Annotated in this window: 21 protein-coding genes and 1 pseudogene; 15 read left to right on the forward strand and 7 right to left on the reverse strand. The window is 42.9% G+C overall.

The features are described from left to right. Positions 1-133 precede the first annotated feature (133 nt). The 4 genes from HFA01_RS02355 (at position 134) to HFA01_RS02370 (ending at position 5,071) form a co-directional block, all read left to right on the forward strand. A complete protein-coding gene (locus HFA01_RS02355) occupies positions 134-3,094 on the forward strand; it encodes a carbohydrate binding domain-containing protein (protein ID WP_146812973.1) in 2,961 nt (986 codons plus the stop codon). 224 nt (positions 3,095-3,318) lie between these two features. Further along, positions 3,319-4,335, forward strand: coding sequence for an acyl-CoA dehydrogenase family protein (locus tag HFA01_RS02360; protein ID WP_146812974.1), 1,017 nt, complete (start codon positions 3,319-3,321; stop codon positions 4,333-4,335). Positions 4,336-4,415: 80 nt separating this feature from the next. Beyond that, a complete protein-coding gene (locus HFA01_RS02365) occupies positions 4,416-4,655 on the forward strand; it encodes a hypothetical protein (protein ID WP_146812975.1) in 240 nt (79 codons plus the stop codon). Positions 4,656-4,753: 98 nt separating this feature from the next. Next, a complete protein-coding gene (locus tag HFA01_RS02370) occupies positions 4,754-5,071 on the forward strand; it encodes a hypothetical protein (RefSeq protein WP_146812976.1) in 318 nt (105 codons plus the stop codon). Between the two features lie 37 nt (positions 5,072-5,108). On the opposite strand, the gene HFA01_RS02375 is transcribed toward HFA01_RS02370, so the two are convergent. Together HFA01_RS02375 and HFA01_RS02380 are read right to left on the reverse strand one after the other, a co-directional pair. After that, positions 5,109-5,615 (reverse strand): GNAT family N-acetyltransferase, encoded by a 507-nt coding sequence (locus tag HFA01_RS02375; RefSeq protein WP_146812977.1) that lies wholly within the window; start codon positions 5,613-5,615, stop codon positions 5,109-5,111. Next, positions 5,612-6,601 (reverse strand): glutathione S-transferase family protein, encoded by a 990-nt coding sequence (locus HFA01_RS02380; RefSeq protein ID WP_146812978.1) that lies wholly within the window; start codon positions 6,599-6,601, stop codon positions 5,612-5,614. The genes HFA01_RS02375 and HFA01_RS02380 overlap by 4 nt, the downstream gene beginning before the upstream one ends. A 209-nt stretch (positions 6,602-6,810) precedes the next feature. On the opposite strand from HFA01_RS02380, the gene HFA01_RS02385 reads away from it, so the two are divergent. Together HFA01_RS02385 and HFA01_RS02390 are read left to right on the forward strand one after the other, a co-directional pair. Then, complete coding sequence (locus tag HFA01_RS02385; RefSeq protein WP_146812979.1) at positions 6,811-7,377, forward strand: RNA polymerase sigma factor; 567 nt, start codon at positions 6,811-6,813, stop codon at positions 7,375-7,377. Continuing rightward, positions 7,370-8,173, forward strand: coding sequence for an anti-sigma factor (locus HFA01_RS02390; protein ID WP_167506146.1), 804 nt, complete (start codon positions 7,370-7,372; stop codon positions 8,171-8,173). The genes HFA01_RS02385 and HFA01_RS02390 overlap by 8 nt, the downstream gene beginning before the upstream one ends. Before the next feature lie 54 nt (positions 8,174-8,227). Here HFA01_RS02390 and HFA01_RS02395 read toward each other — a convergent pair whose 3' ends face one another. Beyond that, the gene (locus HFA01_RS02395) at positions 8,228-8,830 is read right to left on the reverse strand and encodes a hypothetical protein (protein ID WP_146812981.1); all 603 of its coding nucleotides are present in this window, start codon (positions 8,828-8,830) and stop codon (positions 8,228-8,230) included. A gap of 273 nt (positions 8,831-9,103) precedes the next feature. Here HFA01_RS02395 and HFA01_RS02400 point away from each other — a divergent pair, with 273 nt between their 5' ends. Both HFA01_RS02400 and HFA01_RS02405 read left to right on the forward strand, forming a co-directional pair. Continuing rightward, a complete protein-coding gene (locus tag HFA01_RS02400) occupies positions 9,104-9,847 on the forward strand; it encodes a L,D-transpeptidase family protein (protein WP_218027756.1) in 744 nt (247 codons plus the stop codon). Positions 9,848-10,368: 521 nt separating this feature from the next. Continuing rightward, positions 10,369-10,908 carry a GNAT family N-acetyltransferase gene (locus HFA01_RS02405; RefSeq protein ID WP_146812982.1) on the forward strand — a complete coding sequence of 180 codons (540 nt, stop codon included), beginning with the start codon at positions 10,369-10,371 and terminating at the stop codon, positions 10,906-10,908. 127 nt (positions 10,909-11,035) lie between these two features. Here the strand turns inward: HFA01_RS02405 and HFA01_RS02410 are convergent, their stop codons facing one another. Further along, positions 11,036-12,994: an alkyl/aryl-sulfatase gene (locus tag HFA01_RS02410; protein WP_246139248.1), complete on the reverse strand. Its 1,959-nt coding sequence runs from the start codon at positions 12,992-12,994 to the stop codon at positions 11,036-11,038. A 269-nt stretch (positions 12,995-13,263) separates the two neighbouring features. On the opposite strand from HFA01_RS02410, the gene asd reads away from it, so the two are divergent. Continuing rightward, positions 13,264-14,043 carry an archaetidylserine decarboxylase gene (gene asd / locus HFA01_RS02415; protein WP_167506133.1) on the forward strand — a complete coding sequence of 260 codons (780 nt, stop codon included), beginning with the start codon at positions 13,264-13,266 and terminating at the stop codon, positions 14,041-14,043. Between the two features lie 26 nt (positions 14,044-14,069). Here asd and HFA01_RS18785 read toward each other — a convergent pair whose 3' ends face one another. After that, positions 14,070-14,246, reverse strand: coding sequence for a hypothetical protein (locus HFA01_RS18785; protein ID WP_167506134.1), 177 nt, complete (start codon positions 14,244-14,246; stop codon positions 14,070-14,072). Between the two features lie 334 nt (positions 14,247-14,580). Here HFA01_RS18785 and HFA01_RS02420 point away from each other — a divergent pair, with 334 nt between their 5' ends. Next, the gene (locus HFA01_RS02420) at positions 14,581-15,165 is read left to right on the forward strand and encodes a Crp/Fnr family transcriptional regulator (RefSeq protein ID WP_146812984.1); all 585 of its coding nucleotides are present in this window, start codon (positions 14,581-14,583) and stop codon (positions 15,163-15,165) included. On the opposite strand, the gene HFA01_RS02425 is transcribed toward HFA01_RS02420, so the two are convergent. Next, complete coding sequence (locus tag HFA01_RS02425) at positions 15,145-15,864, reverse strand: DUF4386 domain-containing protein (RefSeq protein ID WP_146812985.1); 720 nt, start codon at positions 15,862-15,864, stop codon at positions 15,145-15,147. The two genes, HFA01_RS02420 and HFA01_RS02425, sit on opposite strands and share 21 nt — an antisense overlap. A gap of 251 nt (positions 15,865-16,115) precedes the next feature. On the opposite strand from HFA01_RS02425, the gene HFA01_RS02430 reads away from it, so the two are divergent. From HFA01_RS02430 to HFA01_RS02440, 3 genes and pseudogenes are all read left to right on the forward strand, one after another. Continuing rightward, positions 16,116-16,613, forward strand: a complete 498-nt coding sequence (locus HFA01_RS02430; RefSeq protein ID WP_146812986.1) for a GyrI-like domain-containing protein — start codon at positions 16,116-16,118, stop codon at positions 16,611-16,613. A 49-nt stretch (positions 16,614-16,662) separates the two neighbouring features. Next, a pseudogene (locus HFA01_RS02435) lies at positions 16,663-16,974 on the forward strand (lipid II flippase family protein); the annotation flags it as partial. A gap of 19 nt (positions 16,975-16,993) precedes the next feature. Beyond that, the gene (locus HFA01_RS02440; protein ID WP_146812987.1) at positions 16,994-17,536 is read left to right on the forward strand and encodes a P-loop NTPase family protein; all 543 of its coding nucleotides are present in this window, start codon (positions 16,994-16,996) and stop codon (positions 17,534-17,536) included. Positions 17,537-17,613: 77 nt separating this feature from the next. Here HFA01_RS02440 and HFA01_RS02445 read toward each other — a convergent pair whose 3' ends face one another. Further along, entirely contained in the window at positions 17,614-17,811 is a 198-nt protein-coding gene (locus HFA01_RS02445; RefSeq protein WP_146812988.1) for a hypothetical protein, read from the reverse strand. Between the two features lie 262 nt (positions 17,812-18,073). Between HFA01_RS02445 and HFA01_RS02450 the strand changes: the two genes are divergently transcribed. Beyond that, entirely contained in the window at positions 18,074-19,435 is a 1,362-nt protein-coding gene (locus tag HFA01_RS02450; protein ID WP_146813191.1) for a copper amine oxidase, read from the forward strand. A gap of 81 nt (positions 19,436-19,516) precedes the next feature. Next, on the forward strand, positions 19,517-20,176 hold the full coding sequence (locus HFA01_RS02455; protein WP_167506135.1) for a class F sortase: 660 nt from the start codon (positions 19,517-19,519) through the stop codon (positions 20,174-20,176). Positions 20,177-20,335: the final 159 nt, after the last annotated feature.

Here is a 20,335-nt window from a genome sequence, read left to right on the forward strand (position 1 = left end):
AAAGATACTCGTTTCCCTTTCTTTTTTAACACCTATATTTTCTGTAAATGATGATTAAGGAAAAGTCACCTTTTTATAAACCGATACTTCTGAGATAGACTACATAGACCTCAAAATTAAAGGAGGAAGCAGATTGAAGAAATTTTTTTATTGTCTAATTGTACTGTTTATTGTTTTAGGAAGTTTCACGCCTGTATATGCTAAGAATTCCGAAGGGAAGCAAGAAGGTATTCATTGGTATGAAGAAGGTCTATTTGATGGGCTTAACAACAATAAAAATGAAAGCGCATCCATGAGCTATCAAGAATATTCCGTTGTGTTAAGTCATCTGTTCGGCGTTGATGAGAAAGAAGTCATCCAAAAAACACAAGAAGCAACGAATGAAAATGTTAATTTACGCTCTGCTATTAAACGAGGGACAGCGAAGATTATTATTGCCGAGTTTCTTCCAAATCAATTGGAAGAAACTCTTAATCAATGGGAAGGTTCGGACAAACCGCTGAAGCGAAAAGACCTCCTACAATTGGTAGATAGTTTCGTTGATGCCTATTATAACGACGCGGGAGAATTCGAAGGGCAAGAGGTCAAAGGGGATGCATGGATTAATGCTTCAGGCGTTACAATCTCTGGGTCTACCATTGATGGAGATTTGGTGATTGCCAGTGGCAAGGGCATCCGTTTAAATGAAGTCACTGTGTCCGGAACCGTTTATATTAATGAAGAGATTCAGAATCAAGTGTCCACTGTGAATTCAGATTTGAACCATATTTTTGTATATGATGCTTCTGAAAAAGCTTCCGATTGGTCGCTCGTTTGGAACGACGAATTTTTAGCGAATGAAATTGATTCAGACAAATGGACTTACGATATTGGTAACTGGATTGTTGATGAAAATGGCCAGGGGGTCGCTGCAGGCTGGGGTAACGATGAAAAAGAATATTATACAGACTCCAGCGAAAACTCCTACACCGAAGATGGTCACTTAGTCATCAAAGCTAAAAAGGAAGAAGAACCAATCACAGATGAGTTTGGAAGGTATGATCATACTTCTGCGAAATTGAAAACGAAAGGTCTTTTCAGTAAAAAGTATGGAAAATTTGAAGCGAAAATGAAACTTCCTGAAGGTCAAGGGTTCTGGCCGGCATTCTGGATGATGCCGGAGGATGATGTGTATGGACCGTGGCCGACTTCCGGAGAAATCGACATTATGGAAGCCGCTGGAGGCGACACGAGTAACATCGGAGGAGCGATTCACTACGGAGAAGAATGGCCGAATAACACGTACACAGCGAAAGATTATCACTTCTCTGAAGGAGAAGACTTTACAGACTACCATACGTATTCCGTCGAATGGGAACCTGGTGAGATTCGCTGGTATGTGGATGGCGAACTTTATCAAACATTGAATGATTGGTTCAGCAAAGGGACAAATCAAGGAGATCAGTATGCGTATCCTGCTCCATTTGATCAAGAGTTCTACATGATCCTGAACCTTGCCGTCGGCGGATGGTACGGTGGTGATCCAGATGAAACGACAGAATTCCCAGGCAAAATGGAAGTCGACTATGTGCGAGTATATGAATTGACAGGAAGAGATTACAGAGAGCCGGTCGAACCTGTCGTGGAAGAAGAGACACTGCCGGAAGATGCTAAGCAGCCACTAGAAGATGGGAACTTTATTTATGATCAGAATTACGAAAAAGAGATAACTGTGGTAGATTCCCCAGAAAAAACGCTCGATCCAACCTATTGGAATTTCCTTAAGCTTCCTAACTTCCAAGGGAAGGGGAATCTAACCATTGAAGATGTAGATGGAGAGAATTTTGCGAAAACGGAAATTACAAACCCGGGAAATGCGCAGTGGTCGCTGCAGCAAATACAAAAGCTTCCGGTTCTAAAAGGACACACGTACAAGGTGTCGTTTGATGCAAAATCCAATACGACCCGGAACATCATGACAAAAGTATCCGGTGGAGCCGAAAGAGGCTATGCGAATTACTCCGGTGAAAAAACGATGGGATTGACGGAGAACCTTCAGTCTTATGACTACACATTTACGTTCAAACAGGATACAGATTTAGCCGCCCGTCTGGAATTCAATCTGGGTGGCAATGGAACAGCACCTGTATGGATCGGCAACGTTCGTGTAGAAGATATTACGGATCAAGTCGGAGAGGACACTTCGAAGCCTGCTTTAGGTGATGGCAACCTTATTTATAACGGTACCTTCGATCAGGGGGATATGACTCGTCTCAACTATTGGGAACTGACCTCTCAAAATGATGCGGATGCGAGTGTAGTCGTACCGGAAACTTCTCGAAAAGCTGAAATTACCGTTGAAAAAGAAGGTCAGAAGCCAGGAGATATTCTTTTCTCTCAAGGCGGCATTCCGCTTGCCGAAAACCAGGAATATGAATTGACATTCGATGCGAACGCATCAGAATCAAGAAACATTCAAGTGGAAGTGGTCAGCGAAGATGGTTCTGTCCAGTACTTCAGTGAAGAAGCGGTTTCATTGACTAAAGAGGTGGCGGAGCATACGTTAGAATTCCAACTGCCTGAGGAGCTCTCTGGTGAAGTCGGCCAGTTGAGATTTCTCCTAGGTGGAGAAAATGGGGATGTGACGTTAGATAACATTCGTATGATTCAAACGTCCGTCATCGTTGCTCCGATCAATTTCCAAAATGGTGACTTTTCACAAGGAATGGAACCATGGGAAAGTTATATTCACTTTGATGCGAGTGCGGATGTGACCGTTGTGGATGAAGAACTGAAAATAGCGATCGAGAATGCCGGCAATCAAACATGGAGTGTTTTAGCAGAACAGCCAGGTCTTTCCTTTAGCAAAGGGGCTGCCTACACCTTATCTTTTGATGCTAAATCAACCTTAGCCAGGGACATAGAGGTTACTCTCGAAAACGCGGCTTATACGCGTTACCTCAGTGAGAATGTCTCCTTAAATGAGGACATGGAACATTATGAGTTTGAGTTTGAGATGGTTAAAGATGATGTTACTTCTTTGAAATTCTTGATGGGACAAGTGGCAGATGCCCATGATATTTATATCGACAATGTAAAAGTCGAAGTGAAATGAAAATAAAAGGACACGCTCTTCTTTAGAGGAGCGTGTTTTTTTGCGGGGATTGAGGTGGTCTTGAGATGTAAAGAGGAGGGAATGACGAGGTTGAAGTAGAAAGTATACGATAAACGGCAGCCCTCTTGCTGGCGGAGGAGCTGGAGAATCGAATCAAGGAGGCTGGTTCTATCCCTGTCATAAGTGAAGATCTATCAAAGCTTGTTGAAAAGGATTCGAAGTTGATGGAGAAGAGGGGAAGTCTTGCGCCCGAAATAATGGAGAAATTGTATCGTCAAAGCTCTTTTCAATTGTTGGTACCAAAGCAACTTGGAGGTAGGATCTCAACTTTACCTGAAACATTGAAAATATATGAACACGCCTCATTTATTGATGGGAATCTTGGCTGGTTATTGACGGTATGTACAGGGAATATGTATCTCCTTAAATCGCTGAAAGAAGACATTTACAAAAAGTATATTGCCAACGATGACACAGTTTTATCAGGGAGCGGTTTTCCCACAGGATCTGCGAAACCTGTTCCTGGGGGCTATCAGGTCAATGGAGAATGGAAGTATTGTAGCGGTTCTTCCATCGCTTCTTATTTTATGATGAATGCAAAGGTAGACAATGGGGAAGGGGACACATCGACAGAAATTCGTAGTTTTATCTTTGAAAAGGATCAAGTAAAGGTCATGGGTGATTGGAATGCCTTTGGATTAAAAGCGACCAATAGCCACACCATCATCGTTGAAGATGCATTTGTCAAAGATGAGTGGACGATGGCGTTTCATTTGTCTGGATCCAATTATGAAGACCCGCTATTGCGTTATCCATTTTTTCAATTCGCCAAATCTCAATTTGCATCGGTCAGTTTAGGTATTGCTAGAAGATTCATTGTAGAATCAAAAAAGCTGGCAGATCAGTTTAAAGGTGAATGGGAGATAAGTAATCGCTATGATTTTGTCCGGAATAAAATCCAGGCGGCGGAAAAGAGACTGACCGATACGAAAAGCTCGTTTGATCGAGTCATTTCCCGTACCTGGAACCTGCATATCCAAGGTGATGAACTTCCTGAAGATCATTTGAAAGAAGTTAATCACGTATGTGAAAATGCAGCAAAAGAAGCCTTGAAATCAGCGCAGTCGATCTATAATTACTTAGGTATAACAGCTGTTTTAGAAAATACGGTCATTAATAAAACTTACAGGGACTTGCATACGGCTTGCCAACATGGGTTAATCGTATCATTTAGAGATTAAAAATTAATGAGAGCAGTTGCCCATACCCTCATCAACGCCTGCACATAGGATACGGGGAATGAAGGGAAGGGGCGGTCGATTTGGATCGAGTCTATCATCACGGTCACGGCACTTACATCCCTGGGTATGGGTACCATCACGGCCATGGCACGTATATCCCAGGCTATGGATACCATCATGGTCAAGGGACGTATTCTCCTGGATATGGGTACGAACATGGGCATAGCACATATACGCCGGGCTATGGATATCAACAAGGGCATGGGGGCTACCATCCCTGGTATGGAGGGTATCATCACGGCCATGGCGGATTTTATTAATCCATCACTAAAAAAGGAACTTTCCAAAGGGAAAGGTTCCTTTTTTTATGAGCGGACGCATAAGATGCTTGTACAGGACTTATGAGGAGGGCGATCACATGAAAAAGTTTTATCCTTTCCTACTGCTCTTAGGCGTGTTTGCGTGGATTGGTTACATGGAGTCACCACCTATGAAAACAGAGGACCATTTCCAGGCACCCGTCAGCACAGAAGAGAATGAAACAGAAGCCGTGGTCACTAAGGACGCTGAGGACGCAGGTACAACAATGGAGTTGGAGATGAAACACGAGGGGACGAAAATCGTGGATGGATCTAGAGTGGAAGCTTATCGAGAATATGAAATTTATAAGGATCGTGATGGCAATATTTTAGAGGAAGTGCCAACGGAATATTACAACTATATAAAGTATGAATAAAAAAGGTCACTCTGATTGAGAGTGACCTTTTTCTACCTTAAATGGATCGGCGGAAAGCTTTCACGATGATTCCGTCATCCGCAGGCTCAAAGTCGTGCTCCGGCAAGCGCTCGAATCCATAGCGCTCATACAAAGCGATCGCGTCTTTCATAAAATCACCCGTATGCAGGCCGATCTCCGAATAGCCTTTCGCTTTCGCCCTTTGGATACATTCTTCAATTAAAGCAGAAGCAATGCCTTTGCCGCGTGCTGTTGGAACAACAGCCAGGACTCGGATCTCCGGGTAGTCGAGTTCATCTACGAAGCCTTCATAAGCATCTGTCTTTGCTGGGAAAAGAGCTACACTCCCGAGGATGTCTCCGTTCACTTCTGCCACTAATAAATCCACACCCGGCTGTTGGTCAGCCTCAGAGGAAATCGCTTTTTTCAAGGCTTTCCAATGTTCATGAGGAATAGAAGCGATATGGTCTTCGTAAGCAGCGACTCTCAGCTTCCGTATTTCAAGAATTTCTTCTTCTTTCGCATTTCGGATCGTAATGGTCATGTCGTACTCCTTTTATGTTGAAACTTTTCTTTCGTCCTGCTTAATTGCTCACGATGATGAGGGGTGCCCCATACAGAGAGGTCAGGGCCTTTCGGAAGAATCTTTTCCTCTGTGCGTTCAGGGTTAATGGTAATGGATAAATGATAATGCTGTTTAATGGCATGAAAATCAGTGGTATCACCAAATCCTTCTGTCTGATACAAGTCCCGGGCATAACCCCACAGGTTCGGAAACTCACGAATCAGGGTACGGTTTGTTTTGAATCCGTTATAATAAGCGACATCGAAACGTGCAAGGGTCGTATAAAACCTTACGTCGGCGTCAGTAATAAAGTCGCCGAGCAGGAAGCGGTTCTCCGCTAAATGGGCGTCGACCTCATCGAGACGCGCAAAAAGTCGGTCAAAAGCCTGTTCATAGGCCGCTTGTGACTGTGCGAATCCGCATTTGTAGACACCGTTATTGATGTCATGGAAGATGACGTCGCTCCATCGATCGATGTCTTCCCTCAAATGTTCTGGATAAAGGTCAGGAGCACCTTCTTTATGGAAAGGAGCCCAAACGGTTTCGAAATCTGTAGTCAAGTTGAAATAATCATTGTTGACGGCCTTCTTCTCTTCAATATCGACCATCACGGGTACAGTCGGCCGCCCGTTGTAGTCAGCATCGGAATTGAAATAGACTTCACTCACATATTGAATCCCTAGTTCAGGGTCTTTGTGGTCTTTATCTAAAGAAAATTCCCAATCCACTCGGTCAATCTGCGGGCGGAGAGGGCTTGCGGTTCCAAGGCTGATGGAGGTATCGAGTCCGAGGATTTTCCGGACGATGACTGCACGGTGGGCCCATGGACAAGCAGGAGACCAAAGGAGACGGTATTTGCCGGATTGTACGGGAAGCTCTTCACCGAAAGGAGCAGTAAAGCGATTCACCTGGCGTTTGAAGGAACCGTCCTGATCGATTTCTGCAGGCTTATTGTTAGAACTCATGGTACATCCCTCACTTTCAAGATATTGAATCGTTATCTTGTTTATCGCATGTTCTTCTCCAAGAATCAATAAAAATGCTTAGGTTTTAAAATATTTCAAGGGATAGGATGATCCGAATATTCATTCCTTTCGTATACTTTGTGAAACGTGAAAGATCTCCTTTGAAAAGATATACTAGAGAGACATGGCAAAAATAAAGGGGAATTTGAATGAGCAAACCCACGGACTACGAATTATACGAACAAATCTGTAATAAAGATAAAGCTGCTCTCGAAACCCTCTACAACCGATATGAGAAGTTATTATATTCTTTTGCTTATCGAATGATGAAGGATCAGCAAGCCGCAGAAGAAGTGATGCAGGATGTTTTCATCAAGTTGTGGAGAGGGAAAGGAGCAGGTCAATACATGAAGGAGCGCGGCAAGTTTTCAAGCTGGTTGTTGACCATCACGCGAAATGCCTCCATCGACTTGATCAGAAAAAAGAAAGTCCAGGAAGTGGATTGGGATCAGAGAGATTCAATGAATGAAGAAATGCCCGGTGTCGAGGAGGTCGTCACAAATAAAGAAGAACGCGACCAATTGCGTAAAGCCATCGATACCTTGCCTGATGAACAACAACGCATGATCTGCCTTTTTTATTTCCAAGGATTATCGCAACGGGAAATCGCTGAAAGATGTGACATTCCCCTTGGTACAGTCAAAGGACGGGTCCGGCTCGCATTGAAAAAATTGCGCGAGCATTTGGATGAGAAAGGGGGGACCACCGATGAATGACAAACAGTGCGAGAATGTGCTTGATTACTTGAATGACCAGTTGACAGAAAAAGAGCAAAAAGAGTTCGAACAGCATTTACGGGAGTGTCCCGAATGTCAGAAAGAAGTTCAGGAATTAGAAAACCTGATGGGAGAGATCCCTGCCTATATGAAAGAAGCGACACCTCCGGCTGGCATGAGAGAACGGATCTTAGATGGTGTCTTCAATGATGAAGAAGAAAATGGATATAAAGCGGAAGAAAAACAGACGCCCCTCCTCTCACCTAAAAAGCCGAACAAATGGAAAGTTTGGGCTGGTGCGCTGGCAGCAGGTCTTCTTTTATCCGTAGGTGGAAATATATTCGCTGGCCTCCAACTTCAGCAGCTTTCTTCACAAAATGAAGATTTGGAGTCGAATCTTTCTGACCTTCAAGTGGCTTTATCTGAACTTGAAGATCGTGAAAGTGAGGAGGGTGATACGGTGACACCGACCCAGAGGACACAGCTTGCATCAACAGGTGAAGCCGGATCCGGAGTTGCGACTTTAGTGGATCGAAACATCGGTTCTGAACTGCTTGTCCAAGTGGAAGAATTGAGTCAGCTTGAAGGGGAGCAGGTCTATCAAGTCTGGCTGATCGAAGGTGAGAATCCTGAACCAGCAGGTGCATTTACGACAGATGGCGAAGGGAATGGTGCGGTGACTTTCCGGATTGATGAAGAAAATCAGAAATCTTGGGATGCCATCGCCATCACCAAAGAACCACAACCCAATAACCAGCTTCCTGAGGGAGAAGTTGTACTACAAGCAGAACTATAGGGAGTTTCAAAGAGGCCGGCTCATGGAGCCGGCCTCTTTGTTTTATAAAATGATTTATTTTGGTTTTCTTGCCCATATATTCACTTGTAAATGAGTAACCATCACTTTTATCGTGGGTTCTTCTTTCCCATTAATTTTCTTTGTATGTTTTGGAATGGGTAAATGAAAACCGAATTGGTCCCCATCCTGATTATTGAATCCAGAAGAGCCAGAAGGAGACCCCTCAAAAGTTTTTCCATTATACATGGCTTCAGCTTTTGCTTTGAAATGAGAGGTAAGGCTGTTGTTACTCCGAGCATGTTCCAAACCAGAAACTAATGTCGCGCCATCCGCATCATAACTCCCATTTGAACTGAAGATGACTTCGTATCCTGAATCACTACGTGTTACTTTCGTTACATGAATTTGATTCTCACTATCCTCAAACAGCACTTTTCCTTCGTTACTTTTTAAATCATCGACATTGATCTCAACTGTATATTTCCCCTCCAGAGGAAAGGTCTTATGATAGAAATCATTCATGTTGCTCGTTACATAGCTGATCCCTTTAGATTGTAAATGGAAGCCTTCGATGAACCGTGGAATCAGCAGGATGCCGACGGCGATGATGGCGATGAGGATGTATAGCGTATTCAACTGAAATAATCTTCTTATCACGGGTCTTCCTCCTCATAAAACCGAATGATCTTCCTGTAAGACAGAACAATCCTATTTTACCACAAAATGACAATTTATTTATTTAAAGTAGGGAAGTCGGTTACACTTTGTACCACGTTTTCCTTCACCATTTTCAGTTTGTTGAACCTCGGAATAAGCCACTTATTTTACTTGAAAATTTATATATTTCGACAGCCGAGTTCGACAATGATTCCCTCAATCTCCGGAGTATAATGTTGCCATATCAACGAAGGAATTAATGGAGGAAAGAGGATGCTGTTAAAAAAACTTGTATTTGTCCTGGGGATTGTATTGTTGAGTTCTTGTTTGATGACCAAGCCGGCAGAGGCTGCTGAGAAGGAAGCCATCATTATTAACAAAAGCATTAATCAACTGGCTTTTTATGAAAATGGGAAACTGCAGAAAGTCTTTCCTGTAGCAACAGGAAGAACGAGAAATATGACACCGGAAGGGAAATTTACACTTGTAAATAAAGTGAAGAACAGGCCATGGTATAAAGAAGGAATTCCCGGAGGCGATCCAAGGAATCCTCTAGGCGCTAGATGGCTTGGGATCAACGTACCTGGTGACTGGGGTCATACATCAGGGAATGTTTACGGAATCCATGGAACCAATCAACCTTCTTCCATTGGGACTTATGCGTCCAGTGGCTGCATTCGAATGTATAATGAAGATGTCATATGGCTTTTTGATCGTGCGGATAAGAATATTCCCGTTTATATCACAAGCTCTTCCTTGTCATTTACGGCATTAGCGCAAAATTATGGAGTGGGATCCGCCAAAGCAGTCGCAGGATATGAATTTTTCAATGAAACGCTAAGGTATGGGAGTAAAGGAAATTCAGTGGCTATACTTCAAAGAAAACTCAACATCACAGATGATGGGATGTTTGGTCCGCAGACTTTAAAAGCAGTGAAGAAGTTCCAAACATCCAAAGGATTAGTAGCTGATGGGATTGTTGGTCCAAAAACAAGAAAAGCGTTATTCAATGATTAGTTGAGGGGTTCTTTTAAGTAGGGAGCATCAGAGACTTCCAATCCCATAGGCGGGAAATTTTCCATCAATTAACTATATTCACTACCCTTTTCAGAGGCTAAATACTCCTTCGAATACTTAGCTTCTTTCTTTATGAACAGCGAATGATCGAATCGAATAGCCGAGGAAGTAGGAGAGGGAGCTCAAATCATTGCTCCTTCACCACACTCTTGCCCATTCTATTTCACTGGATGTGTAGGAACTCGAATCCACCTTCTCCACTCCTGGTTGTTGATTAGAATTCTCTTCACTTGAGGTGACAGCATTGTCCGGTGGAATGAGAAGCTGGATGGGGAAGTGGTTAAAGAGGAGGTTGAAAAAGTCACGGAAGATGTGATCAAAACCACCAAGCAAGTTGGGGTCGAGCCTTTTTCCAATGAGGACATCATAGAACTGATTAAAAAGATAGAAACCGTCCCTCCAGGACAGTGAATTGTGATAAGGATTTCGATAGGAAGAGTATAAGGGAAAGGGGGGGTCTCATGCTATTTGAAAATGCTGATTTAATCGTCAGGAAACTAGTTAAAGAAGATTGTTCTATATTATCAAAGTGGCTTTCTGACCCTCGGGTACTTGAATATTATGAAGGGAGAGATCAGCCTTTTCATCTGAGCAGGGTTGAGAGAGAATTTATATCCTTCGGAGATGAAAAGACTCAGTGGCTTGTCCTTTATCAAGGGGTGAAAATAGGGTATATCCAATGTTATGAGTTAGATAAAGAAATGAAAGATCAATATGGGTACACGGATCAAATCATTTATGGAATGGATCAATTTATTGGAGAAGTGATGTATTGGAACAAGGGGATCGGCTCTCTGCTTGTCACGTCGATGGTTGGTTATTTACTTGAGAATAAATGTGCCGACAGAGTGGTCATGGATCCACAGGTAAGAAACGAGCGGGCTTTAGCCTGTTATGAAAAATGTGGTTTTAGAAAAGTAAAGCGACTTCCAGGTCATGAGCTTCATGAAGGGAAGTTTGAAGATTGTTGGTTAATGGAGATCCAAAAGGAAAGCACCTGATAAACCAGGGAAGTTAAAAGTAAAAGAAGGTAAGAATTGTGCATCGATATCTTTTATCAAACGTTCCAGAACCGGAACTAAAAGAGGCAGACTCCTTGGAGACTGCCCCTATTTCCTGTATGAATGTCTAAAAATCACTGATCCTTTTTCTATTCAGGGGCGTCATAATCGGGAAGTCTGTGTCAATTTGATCTAAAGCCCATAAGAACTGATGCCATTTCTGGATATCTCCTATGACTTTGATAGATGAAGGGGAAGGGCGGTTGTTGGTAGTGGCTAACTCATATAAGGTTTCTTTGCTCATGATGACCTTCACTTGGCCCTCTTTTAATTCATTCGTTAAGTAACGGAAAATACCTCTTCTGATTTCCGTTAAGGCTTCTTCCTTTCGATCGGGAATAATGAAGTTTAATTTGAAATCATACTCTCCAGCGATCAACCCGTTTATACGGATACTTAACATGTTTAACACTTGTTCGAGGGTCATGATATCGAGAACCTCTGTTGTAATGGTAGACTGTTGGATCGGAATGATTCCATAACGGAGCTCTTGAGCACCCATCAAATATTCATTCCGCCAGGGGCCGGATTCTGCGATGTAGCCAAGCTGCTCCAGAGCGTCAGCACAAAGGTATTTGGCTTTCTTATTGGATGGGTTTGCGAAGATGACGTGCTTGGTGACTTCGGCGACCCATTGGTAATCGCCTTCTCTGAAGCTTTCTTTTGCTTTTTTTATGACTTCATCCTCTCCACCCATAAAATCCACATATTTTTTTGAGGACTCTTCCGGGAGGAGCTTATTCAAGTCGACAGGATTTCCGTTATACCATCCCATATACTTTTGGTACACCGCTTTAGAGTTATGGTTGACCGTTCCGTAAAAAGAGCTGTTAAACCACTCGTCTTTTAAACTCTCAGGAAAAGTTACCATTCTTCCTACTTGATCGATGGTGTAGCCTTGATTGATCAACCTTAGTGTCTGATCATTAATGTATTGATACATGTCCCGCTGTTTTTCCATATAATCGATGCAGTATTCTTTGCCGTGCCTTGGCCAATTATGGACTTCAAAAACATATGTCATCGTGTCTCCAAAAAGTTCAATGGCCTGCTGAATGTATTTAGCCCAGGCGACGGGATCCCGTACTTCAGCTCCGCGTAATGTGTAGATGTTATGAAGCGAAGCAGTACAGTTTTCCGCAATACAAAGGCTCTTTTCTTCAGGGAAATAAGTGTTCATTTCAGCCGGAGCTTCTGTATCCGGGGTGATTTGGAATTGCACTCGTACACCATCAATGACTTTCTCGACATAGGGTTCATTCTTAAGAGGCGAAATTTCTTCAGCAGAATTAACCAAAGTCACAACACCTGTGGATACATACTTCCCAATCCCACTGTCGACTTGACCTTTTTCCCCCCGAGGCAGCACCTCACCATACATGTAAAATCCTCGCCTCGACATGGCAACACCTGCGGTTACATTCTCTTCCAGGGCTGCACTTAAAAATCCGCTTGGTGCATAAATTTTCACATCATCCGTGGTGCCGCTATTAAGGACTCCATCCACACCGCCATAATGATCGACGTGTGAATGAGAAAAGATGATGGCACTAACCGGGAATTCACCAAAATAACTGTCGATCAATTCAAAAGCGGCTTCTGCTGTTTCTTTGCTTGTGAGACAGTCAATGACAATCCAGCCAGTCTTTCCGCGGATGATACTCAAATTAGCGAGATCGTATCCTCTCACCTGATAAATGTTTTCTGTCACTTGAAATAGGCCGGCATTTAAATTCAGTTTTCCCTGATACCATAGTTTCGGGTTTACGGATGGAGGGAGTTTGTCTTTCAGAAGGAATTCATAGCGTTTTAAATCCCAGACAGGAAGGAGCGAGTCATCTGGTTTGATAACGGGGAGGGAGACGCTCTTCAATGCATTTCGTACCGCCCACTCTTGTTCAATCTTCAGTTTTTCCCAAGGGATGCTCTTTTTTATTAATTCATTGATTTTCTGGGTCTTTCTCGTAGCATGCTTGCGTAAAGGGGTGAATGCTGCCCCCATCTTCTCCTTCTCATTTTGTTCCATAAGATGTCACCTCCATGAACTATAGTATTCAGGTGGAATTTCCTCCATTCATGGTTAAGGATGTTCCTCAAGCTGGTTCCGATGTAGACAACCTTTTAAAAGTTGGGGTACTGATTATTGTTCATGTTTTCGAGCTCATCATATAAAGGGTAATTTCTGTTATGTGGTGTATAATAGCGTGCGATTAAGTGGGCGTTTTTTAGATCTATGAAAATGGGAATGATAGATGGTATGAACTGAAGACCGTTGAGTTGTGTGGAGGGAGTTTAGTGAGAAAACATTTGTATCGAGGGATCATAAGGTTGCTTAATTCAAGAAGGGTGGGCAAGCTTATTGAGGGAGCCAGTCGGGCTTCGGTTACGAGGTGGTTTGTGCCTCTTTATGTAAAAGTGTTTGGAATCAAAACGGATGAACTGGAAAAACAATTGAGAGAGTACAATTCATTGCAAGAGTTTTTTGTCAGAAGACTAAGGGCGGAGGCACGACCAGTTCTAGGTGATGAGGATGAAATAATAAGTCCTGTAGACGCGAAGGTAGAACAATTTGGTGGTGTTAAAGATACGTTGATTGAAGTGAAAGGGATCACTTATTCCATCGATGACCTGCTCCGAGATCAGGAGATGATCATGCGCTATCAGAAAGGTTCGTTCCTTGTTTTGTACCTCAGCCCGAAAGATTATCACCGGATTCACTCTCCCGCCCATGCTGTTGTAGAAAAACAGTTTGAACTTGGAGGAACCTCTACTCCTGTAAACAAGTGGGGGTTGACTCTAGGGAAATCTCCGCTAACGACTAATTATCGAATGGTCACCGAATTAAAACAGGAGGATGGGACGTTCCTCGCTCTTGTGAAAGTAGGGGCGATGTGGATCAATACGATTGAATTGACTCACCCCCGCTCCCGCCTCAGTAAAGGAGAAGAAGTCGGCTTTTTCAGCTTCGGGTCAACCGTGGTGCTCTTGTTCGAAAATGGGAAAGTAAACCTTCACCCAGATTTGAAAAGACAGGGTTTCGTTAAAGTGGGAGAACCAGTGGCTAGAAAAACATAGAATAGATTGGGATTATCGAATGGGATTCACTGCTTTTCTTCTTGTTCTTGTTGCTGTTTCTGTAATTCTAACTTTTTCTCTTCCAGTTCCAGCTTTTTTTCTTCAAACTCCAACGTCTTCTTTTTCAAATCGTAACGGATGACAAAATATAAAAAAATAAATGTCATTCCAACAATAACTGAAATAAATAGAAACAGGTCCAAACTTATCTCCTCCTATATAAAAAATTTCACAGCATCGAGCTTGTATCTTCGCTTAATAAAATATACGTAAGAGTCGTTGTATCATACTCATGGTATTAAACGAAACCTTTCCGTAAGTTGGATGGGGAACTGTAAGCGTCAAAAGTCACCGTCCACTTGAAGAAGAAGGAGGGATAGAACCTACACAATTCCTTCCTAACGTTGTTTTCTACTAAGGATCCACCTTAACACAGCCTGCATTTCAGAGCCAAAGCAGATGGAGCATCTTCCTATAAGAGTCTGAACTTGCTATATTCTTAATATGGAAGAAAAAATGACGGAGAGGAAAGGTTTTATGAAACAGATCCTCATCAACTATATGAAAAAGTATTCTGATCTGAGTGAAGCAGAATTAAATAAAATGGCTTCTGATGTCACCATCGTTCCTTACCAGAAAGGGACTGTATTATTACAGCAAGGAGAAATCCCTTCTCAATGTTACTTTATTTTAAAAGGCTGTATCCGGAAGTACACCGTGAGCGAATCAGGAAAAGAAACGACCGTCAATTTTTATACAGAGGAACAGAGTGTGACCATCTTCAACCAGCATGCCGCGGATCAGGTCTCCAAGTATTCATTGGGGTGTGTAGAGGATTGTGTCTTGGTCGTTGGTGACTTATCAATGCAACAAACGATGTACGACAAAACCCCTGGCCTGGAAACCATGATCCTTAAAATGATCGAAGGCGATATGGGGGCCATGCATGATGATTATGCTGCGTTCATATCTTCCACTCCCGAAGAACGGTACCAATCCCTTCTTGAAAGAAGGCCGGAATTATTAAAAAGGGTGCCTCAGCACCAGCTGGCCAGCTACCTAGGGATGACCCCTGAATCCTTGAGCCGAATCAAAAAGCGATTAGGAAGCTCCCAAATATGATTGCCGAGTGCTGGATTTGACTTTGTTCCCTTTGACTAACAGCCACATCCCGAATCCTAATTCGCCGATCATCATCGGAAGGCTAAGGATGGTCTCGATGGTGGCTGTTGAAGTTTCATACTGAGGAAATGCTTGGTACATGGAATGGATAAATAGGTAGCTCATACCAGCTAAGATTAATAAGCCACTCAGTACTTTCGGAATGAAACCAGCTTTTGAGGCTGCCATCCCCACCATGATTAAATGGATCCCGAATACGATTAACCCGAGGGACCATATTTTTTCAAAACGAAGGATGTTTTCCATCACCTGTGTGGCTGACCCTGAATCACTTTGAATGACCTGGCTGACCATCCATAAGTGGAAAACAGCTGTGGCAAGAATGATGGTATAGAAGAGACGGAGAACTCCTGCCAATAAGGCATAAAAGGAATGGATCGGTTTTAAAACTTTGTAAAAAGCCCAGGTTACAATTAGGTCTGTGAAGATAACCACTACCCAGCCTGTCATTCCTAAATGAAGTAAGGAAAGAGAAGACTGTAAAAGATCATACGTTCGATTAGCATCCTCGTGGAACACCAATGAGCTGTGGACGTAACCATAGGAGAAGAAAGCGGCAAGGGTCATCAAAATCAAACTCACTCCAGCGATGATGGCTGGTTTTCTTTGAAAATCATCACTTTTATTCAGTTTTTTCATCAGGATCAGGATCCTCCTTGTTCGTTTGATTGTATTTTACCTTCTCCGAAGAAACATCACATTGACTTAAGTCAATGAAGTCATGAATTCTAAAGTTTTTTTATCATTTAGAGTCTTATTGAAGGTTTGGTCTCAACCGGAAGGAATAGAAGGATGTGTGGAGAAAAAGTTTAGGAGGAAAGATCCCTTAAGGATCAATGTCTATATCTTTCATTGAGTTAATCATGGATGTCACTGTTGGAGGTGAAAAAATGGATCCGAAAATTATAGCACTAGAGGAAAAGAAGTTAATCGGAAAATCGAAGCGGATGTCGTTAGAAGAAGACTCCACTCAAGAACTTTGGAAAAGTTTTATGCCACATCGTCAGTCGATTTCCCATCGAACTGATGAAATGCTCTACAATCTTAAGGTTTTCGATCAGGGGTTTGGTCCTGAAAGTTTTCGTTCTTCCACAACTTTTGTTAAATGGGCAGCTGTGGAGGTTGATCGAATAGACCCTGAAGAACTGCCGGCGATGGAAACCCACCTTTTGAGTGGTGGCCTTTATGCGGTCTTTCTGAATGAGGGGCCCGCCAGTGAATTCAACCAAACGCTGCAATACATATTCAAAGAGTGGCTGCCCTCTTCATCGTACGTCTTGGATGATCGGGAGCACTTTGAACGATTTACGGAAGATTATCGTCCAGCTGACCCTGAAGCTGTGGAGGAAGTATGGATACCTGTTAAATATCTGGGTGACGAGCATTAAAAGCAGAGCACCAGGATGTGCAGGAGAAGAGTGTCCTTTTCCTAGGTGAGTGACATCGATTTATACCGTGGGTGTTTGATCTGCATTGTACACAGCCCTGTTGGTGCCAGAAAGAGCTTCTACAGCCATCATGGCCTCTGGTTTAATTAACGGAATCGCTACGATCCTATTAGTCATTTTCGTTGATCCTAAAATCTCCGTCATGGCCGATGATGTCATTAATAAAAAGGGAAATTATAGCAAACTGAAAAATGTATCCCTTATGATGATTACATCCAGACTGTTCGGAACGCTGTTGGCTCAACTTGTTTTCATCCCAGGTGCAAAATACATTGCCTGGTTCACAAAGTTCATCGTGTAATGGGATAAGGGGGAGTTTAGTGGGAGACATAAAGAAAATACATATTATCGGTTCGGTTGCGAGTGGGAAGACGACATTGGCAAGAAAGCTATCTGGAGAATTGCATCTCCCTTATTATGAGCTGGATAATGTGGTTTGGGAAAGGCACCAGTCGGGTGATATTCGAAGAACAGAAGAGGAGAGGGCCGAATACTTGAAGGGTATTGTCGGGATGGAAGGATGGATCATGGAAGGGGTCCACAATGAGTGGTGGGTGGAAGAAAGTTTCCGGCATGCGGATGTCATCATCTTCCTCGACACCAACTACTCTGTCCGGACTTACCGGATTATCAAGCGGTTCATTTTACAAAAGTTACGGTTGGAGAACGCTCATTATACTCCTACCTTCCGAATCTTCCTTAAGATGTTCAAGTGGAACAAGTATTTTGAAGAGAACGGGAAACCGCACTTTTTTCAGAAGTATAAGGAAGTTCAAAATAAGGTGTTGAAGGTTCGTACGATCAAAGAGTTAAATCAAAAGCTCCATACATTCTGTTTGAATTCACCATCTGACGGAAGGTGAGACGAAACCACCTGGTTCAATGGGCCAGTGTGGTTTCTTTTATGGGAAGAATCCGCTCCAAATTTCCCATGATATCCTTACTCAAAATAATCCCCTGGATTGTTGATCCAACCTATGACGTCAATCACACCTGCCGTGATGAGAACAAGGGCTAATCCAAAGAAAATAAGTCGAATGACTTTGTAACTGAGTTTTTCATTTTTAAAATCTTTGATTCCTTGTAAGGGAAAAAATAAAAGGCATAGTCCAAACAGTATAGTGAAAATAAAAATCATAGTGACCTCCCAATTTAAAACCTTTCCCTTTTCATACGAATGACTATACTTATAGTTTCAAAGATATATATGAGAAATTCGATAATTACAAACGAACTTAAATAGAGTCATTAGGAAAAGAATCCAAGAAATACTTGTTGATATACCAAGGGTTTTAGGTATTTTTAAAACTTTTTTTGTATTTTTGTGATCCAAAATGCATCTCCTCTCGTTAGCTTAGTGAAATCAAAATTAAGAGGAGTGGTTGGAAATGAAAAAACAAATCAATTGGAAAAAGTCTTTGATCGCTTTGCCGATGTCCGCAGCGCTTATGTTGCCGACAGCCACGGTTACGTTTGCAGATGATCACGGGGATCACAATAAAAAAATGTCAGATGTAACGGTATCAACACCGGCTGCTGATTTACGCGCAACCCTTGATCAGTCCCTTTCCGAGCACGCCTATCTTGCTGTTGTAACGATGCAGAAAGGAATTGAGGGAGCTGAGGACTTTGATGCAGCAGCGGCTGCCCTTGAAGGAAATACACAAGATTTGACCGCAGCGATTGCTTCTGTTTACGGAGATGAAGCAGGACAGCAATTTGAATCGATGTGGTCGGAACATATCGGATACTTTGTTGATTATGTAAAAGCGACAGCTGAAGAAGATGAAGCGGGACGTGAAGAAGCGTTAAGCAATTTGGACAACTATCGTGAAGATTTCTCTATGTTTTTAGAAACAGCAACGGATGAACGTTTAGAAGCTTCCGCACTGGCTGAAGGCCTTCAAATGCACGTGAATCAGCTCGTCGGTGCTTTTGACAATTATGAAGAAGGCGACTTCGATGAAGCTTATCAAAAACTCCGCATGAGTATCGACCACATGTATGGAGTAGGAAAAGGTCTATCAACAGCGATTACCGACCAATTTCCAGATCAATTTGAAAACACGAATCCAGCGACACCAGCCGCTGACCTTCGTGCAGACTTGAACCATTTGCTATCTGAACACGCAGCTCTTGCCGTTCTTGCCATGCAGAAAGGCGGAGATGGTGCGGAAGACTTTGAAAATGCCGCAGCTGCGCTCAGCAATAACACCGAAGATCTTTCTGCAGCCATCACCTCTGTCTATGGAGAAGAAGCGGGACAGCAGTTTGAGGAAATGTGGTCTGAACACATCGGGTACTTCGTCGATTATGTAGAAGCGACAGGTGCAGGAGATGAAGAAGCAAAAGAACAGGCCCTGACTGCTTTGGACGGTTACCGAGCAGACTTCTCCGAGTTTCTTGATACAGCGACAGAAGGTGGCTTAGAAGCAGAAGCAACAGCCGAAGGACTCCAAATGCACGTGAACCAATTGACTGGGTCTTTCGACAGCTATGTAGAAGGTGATTTTGATGCAGCCTACGACCAGCTTCGTGAAGCCTATGCTCATATGTATGGAGTAGGTGAAGGACTATCAGGTGCCATCGTAGCGCAAAACCCTGAAATGTTCGCTTCCAACATGCCTTCTGAAATGCCTAAAACCGGTCTTGGTGGAACAGCTGATGACGGAATGAATGCATGGATGATCGCCTTCGCAAGTATGGCAGCCGTCCTATTCGCCACAGCCATCGGCGTACGCAAAAGCAAAAACAATGCCTAAAAGATAATTACCATAAATTTCTACCCCTGGTCATACAGATATTTCCAGGGGTAGCTCATGATAGAGGAAAGGTGAATGGACATGTACAAATGGATTCCACTCTTGTTGCTCTGCTTCTTGTTTGCATGTTCCAGTGCTCAAGAGCCTGAAGCGAGTATAGACGCTGAACAAAAGGCAGCGGATGCTTCAGAGCAGACAAAAGAAAAGGAAAGTTTAAGAGAAACGTATGACTCGCAGAAAATAAATGCATCTACAACAGCTGAAACAACCGATAAGACAGCCATTACACCGAAGACGGTGACCATACCTGCCATTAATGTTGAAGCGAATATCGAAAACGTTGGCCGTTACGCAAATGGCCAGATGGGAGAGCCGGATAGTGTAGATGGTGTGGGCTGGTACAAAGATGGCTATCAGCCAGGAGCGAAAGGAAGTGCCGTCCTTGCCGGCCACGTAGATAGCCGCACGGGTCCAGCGGTATTTTACAATCTGGAAGATTTGCAAGAAGGCGATGAAATCATCGTTACCGATGAAGAAGGAACAGAACAAACTTTTATCGTACAAACATCAGAGGCCTATGATCGGAAAAACGCTCCACTGAACAAGATTTTTGGGTTTTCTTACCGAAGACAGCTGAACCTCATCACTTGCACAGGGGAATTCAATAAAAAAGCGGGAACACATGATGAACGGTTGGTCGTTTATGCTGTCCATGAAGATGATGTGAATCCTGCAGGTTAAACAGGTATCTATTTTAATTTAGATGCCTGTTTTTTTATGAATGAGTTTTCGTTGAAGCGGATTGCTTTCTTAAATACTGATATAATGGCTTAAATGCTGATATATAGCTAGGAATGCTGATATAACCATGGAAATGCTGATATCATTGTCGAAATACTG

The organism is Halobacillus faecis, from assembly GCF_007991335.1.
Taxonomy (GTDB): domain Bacteria; phylum Bacillota; class Bacilli; order Bacillales; family Halobacillaceae; genus Halobacillus; species Halobacillus faecis.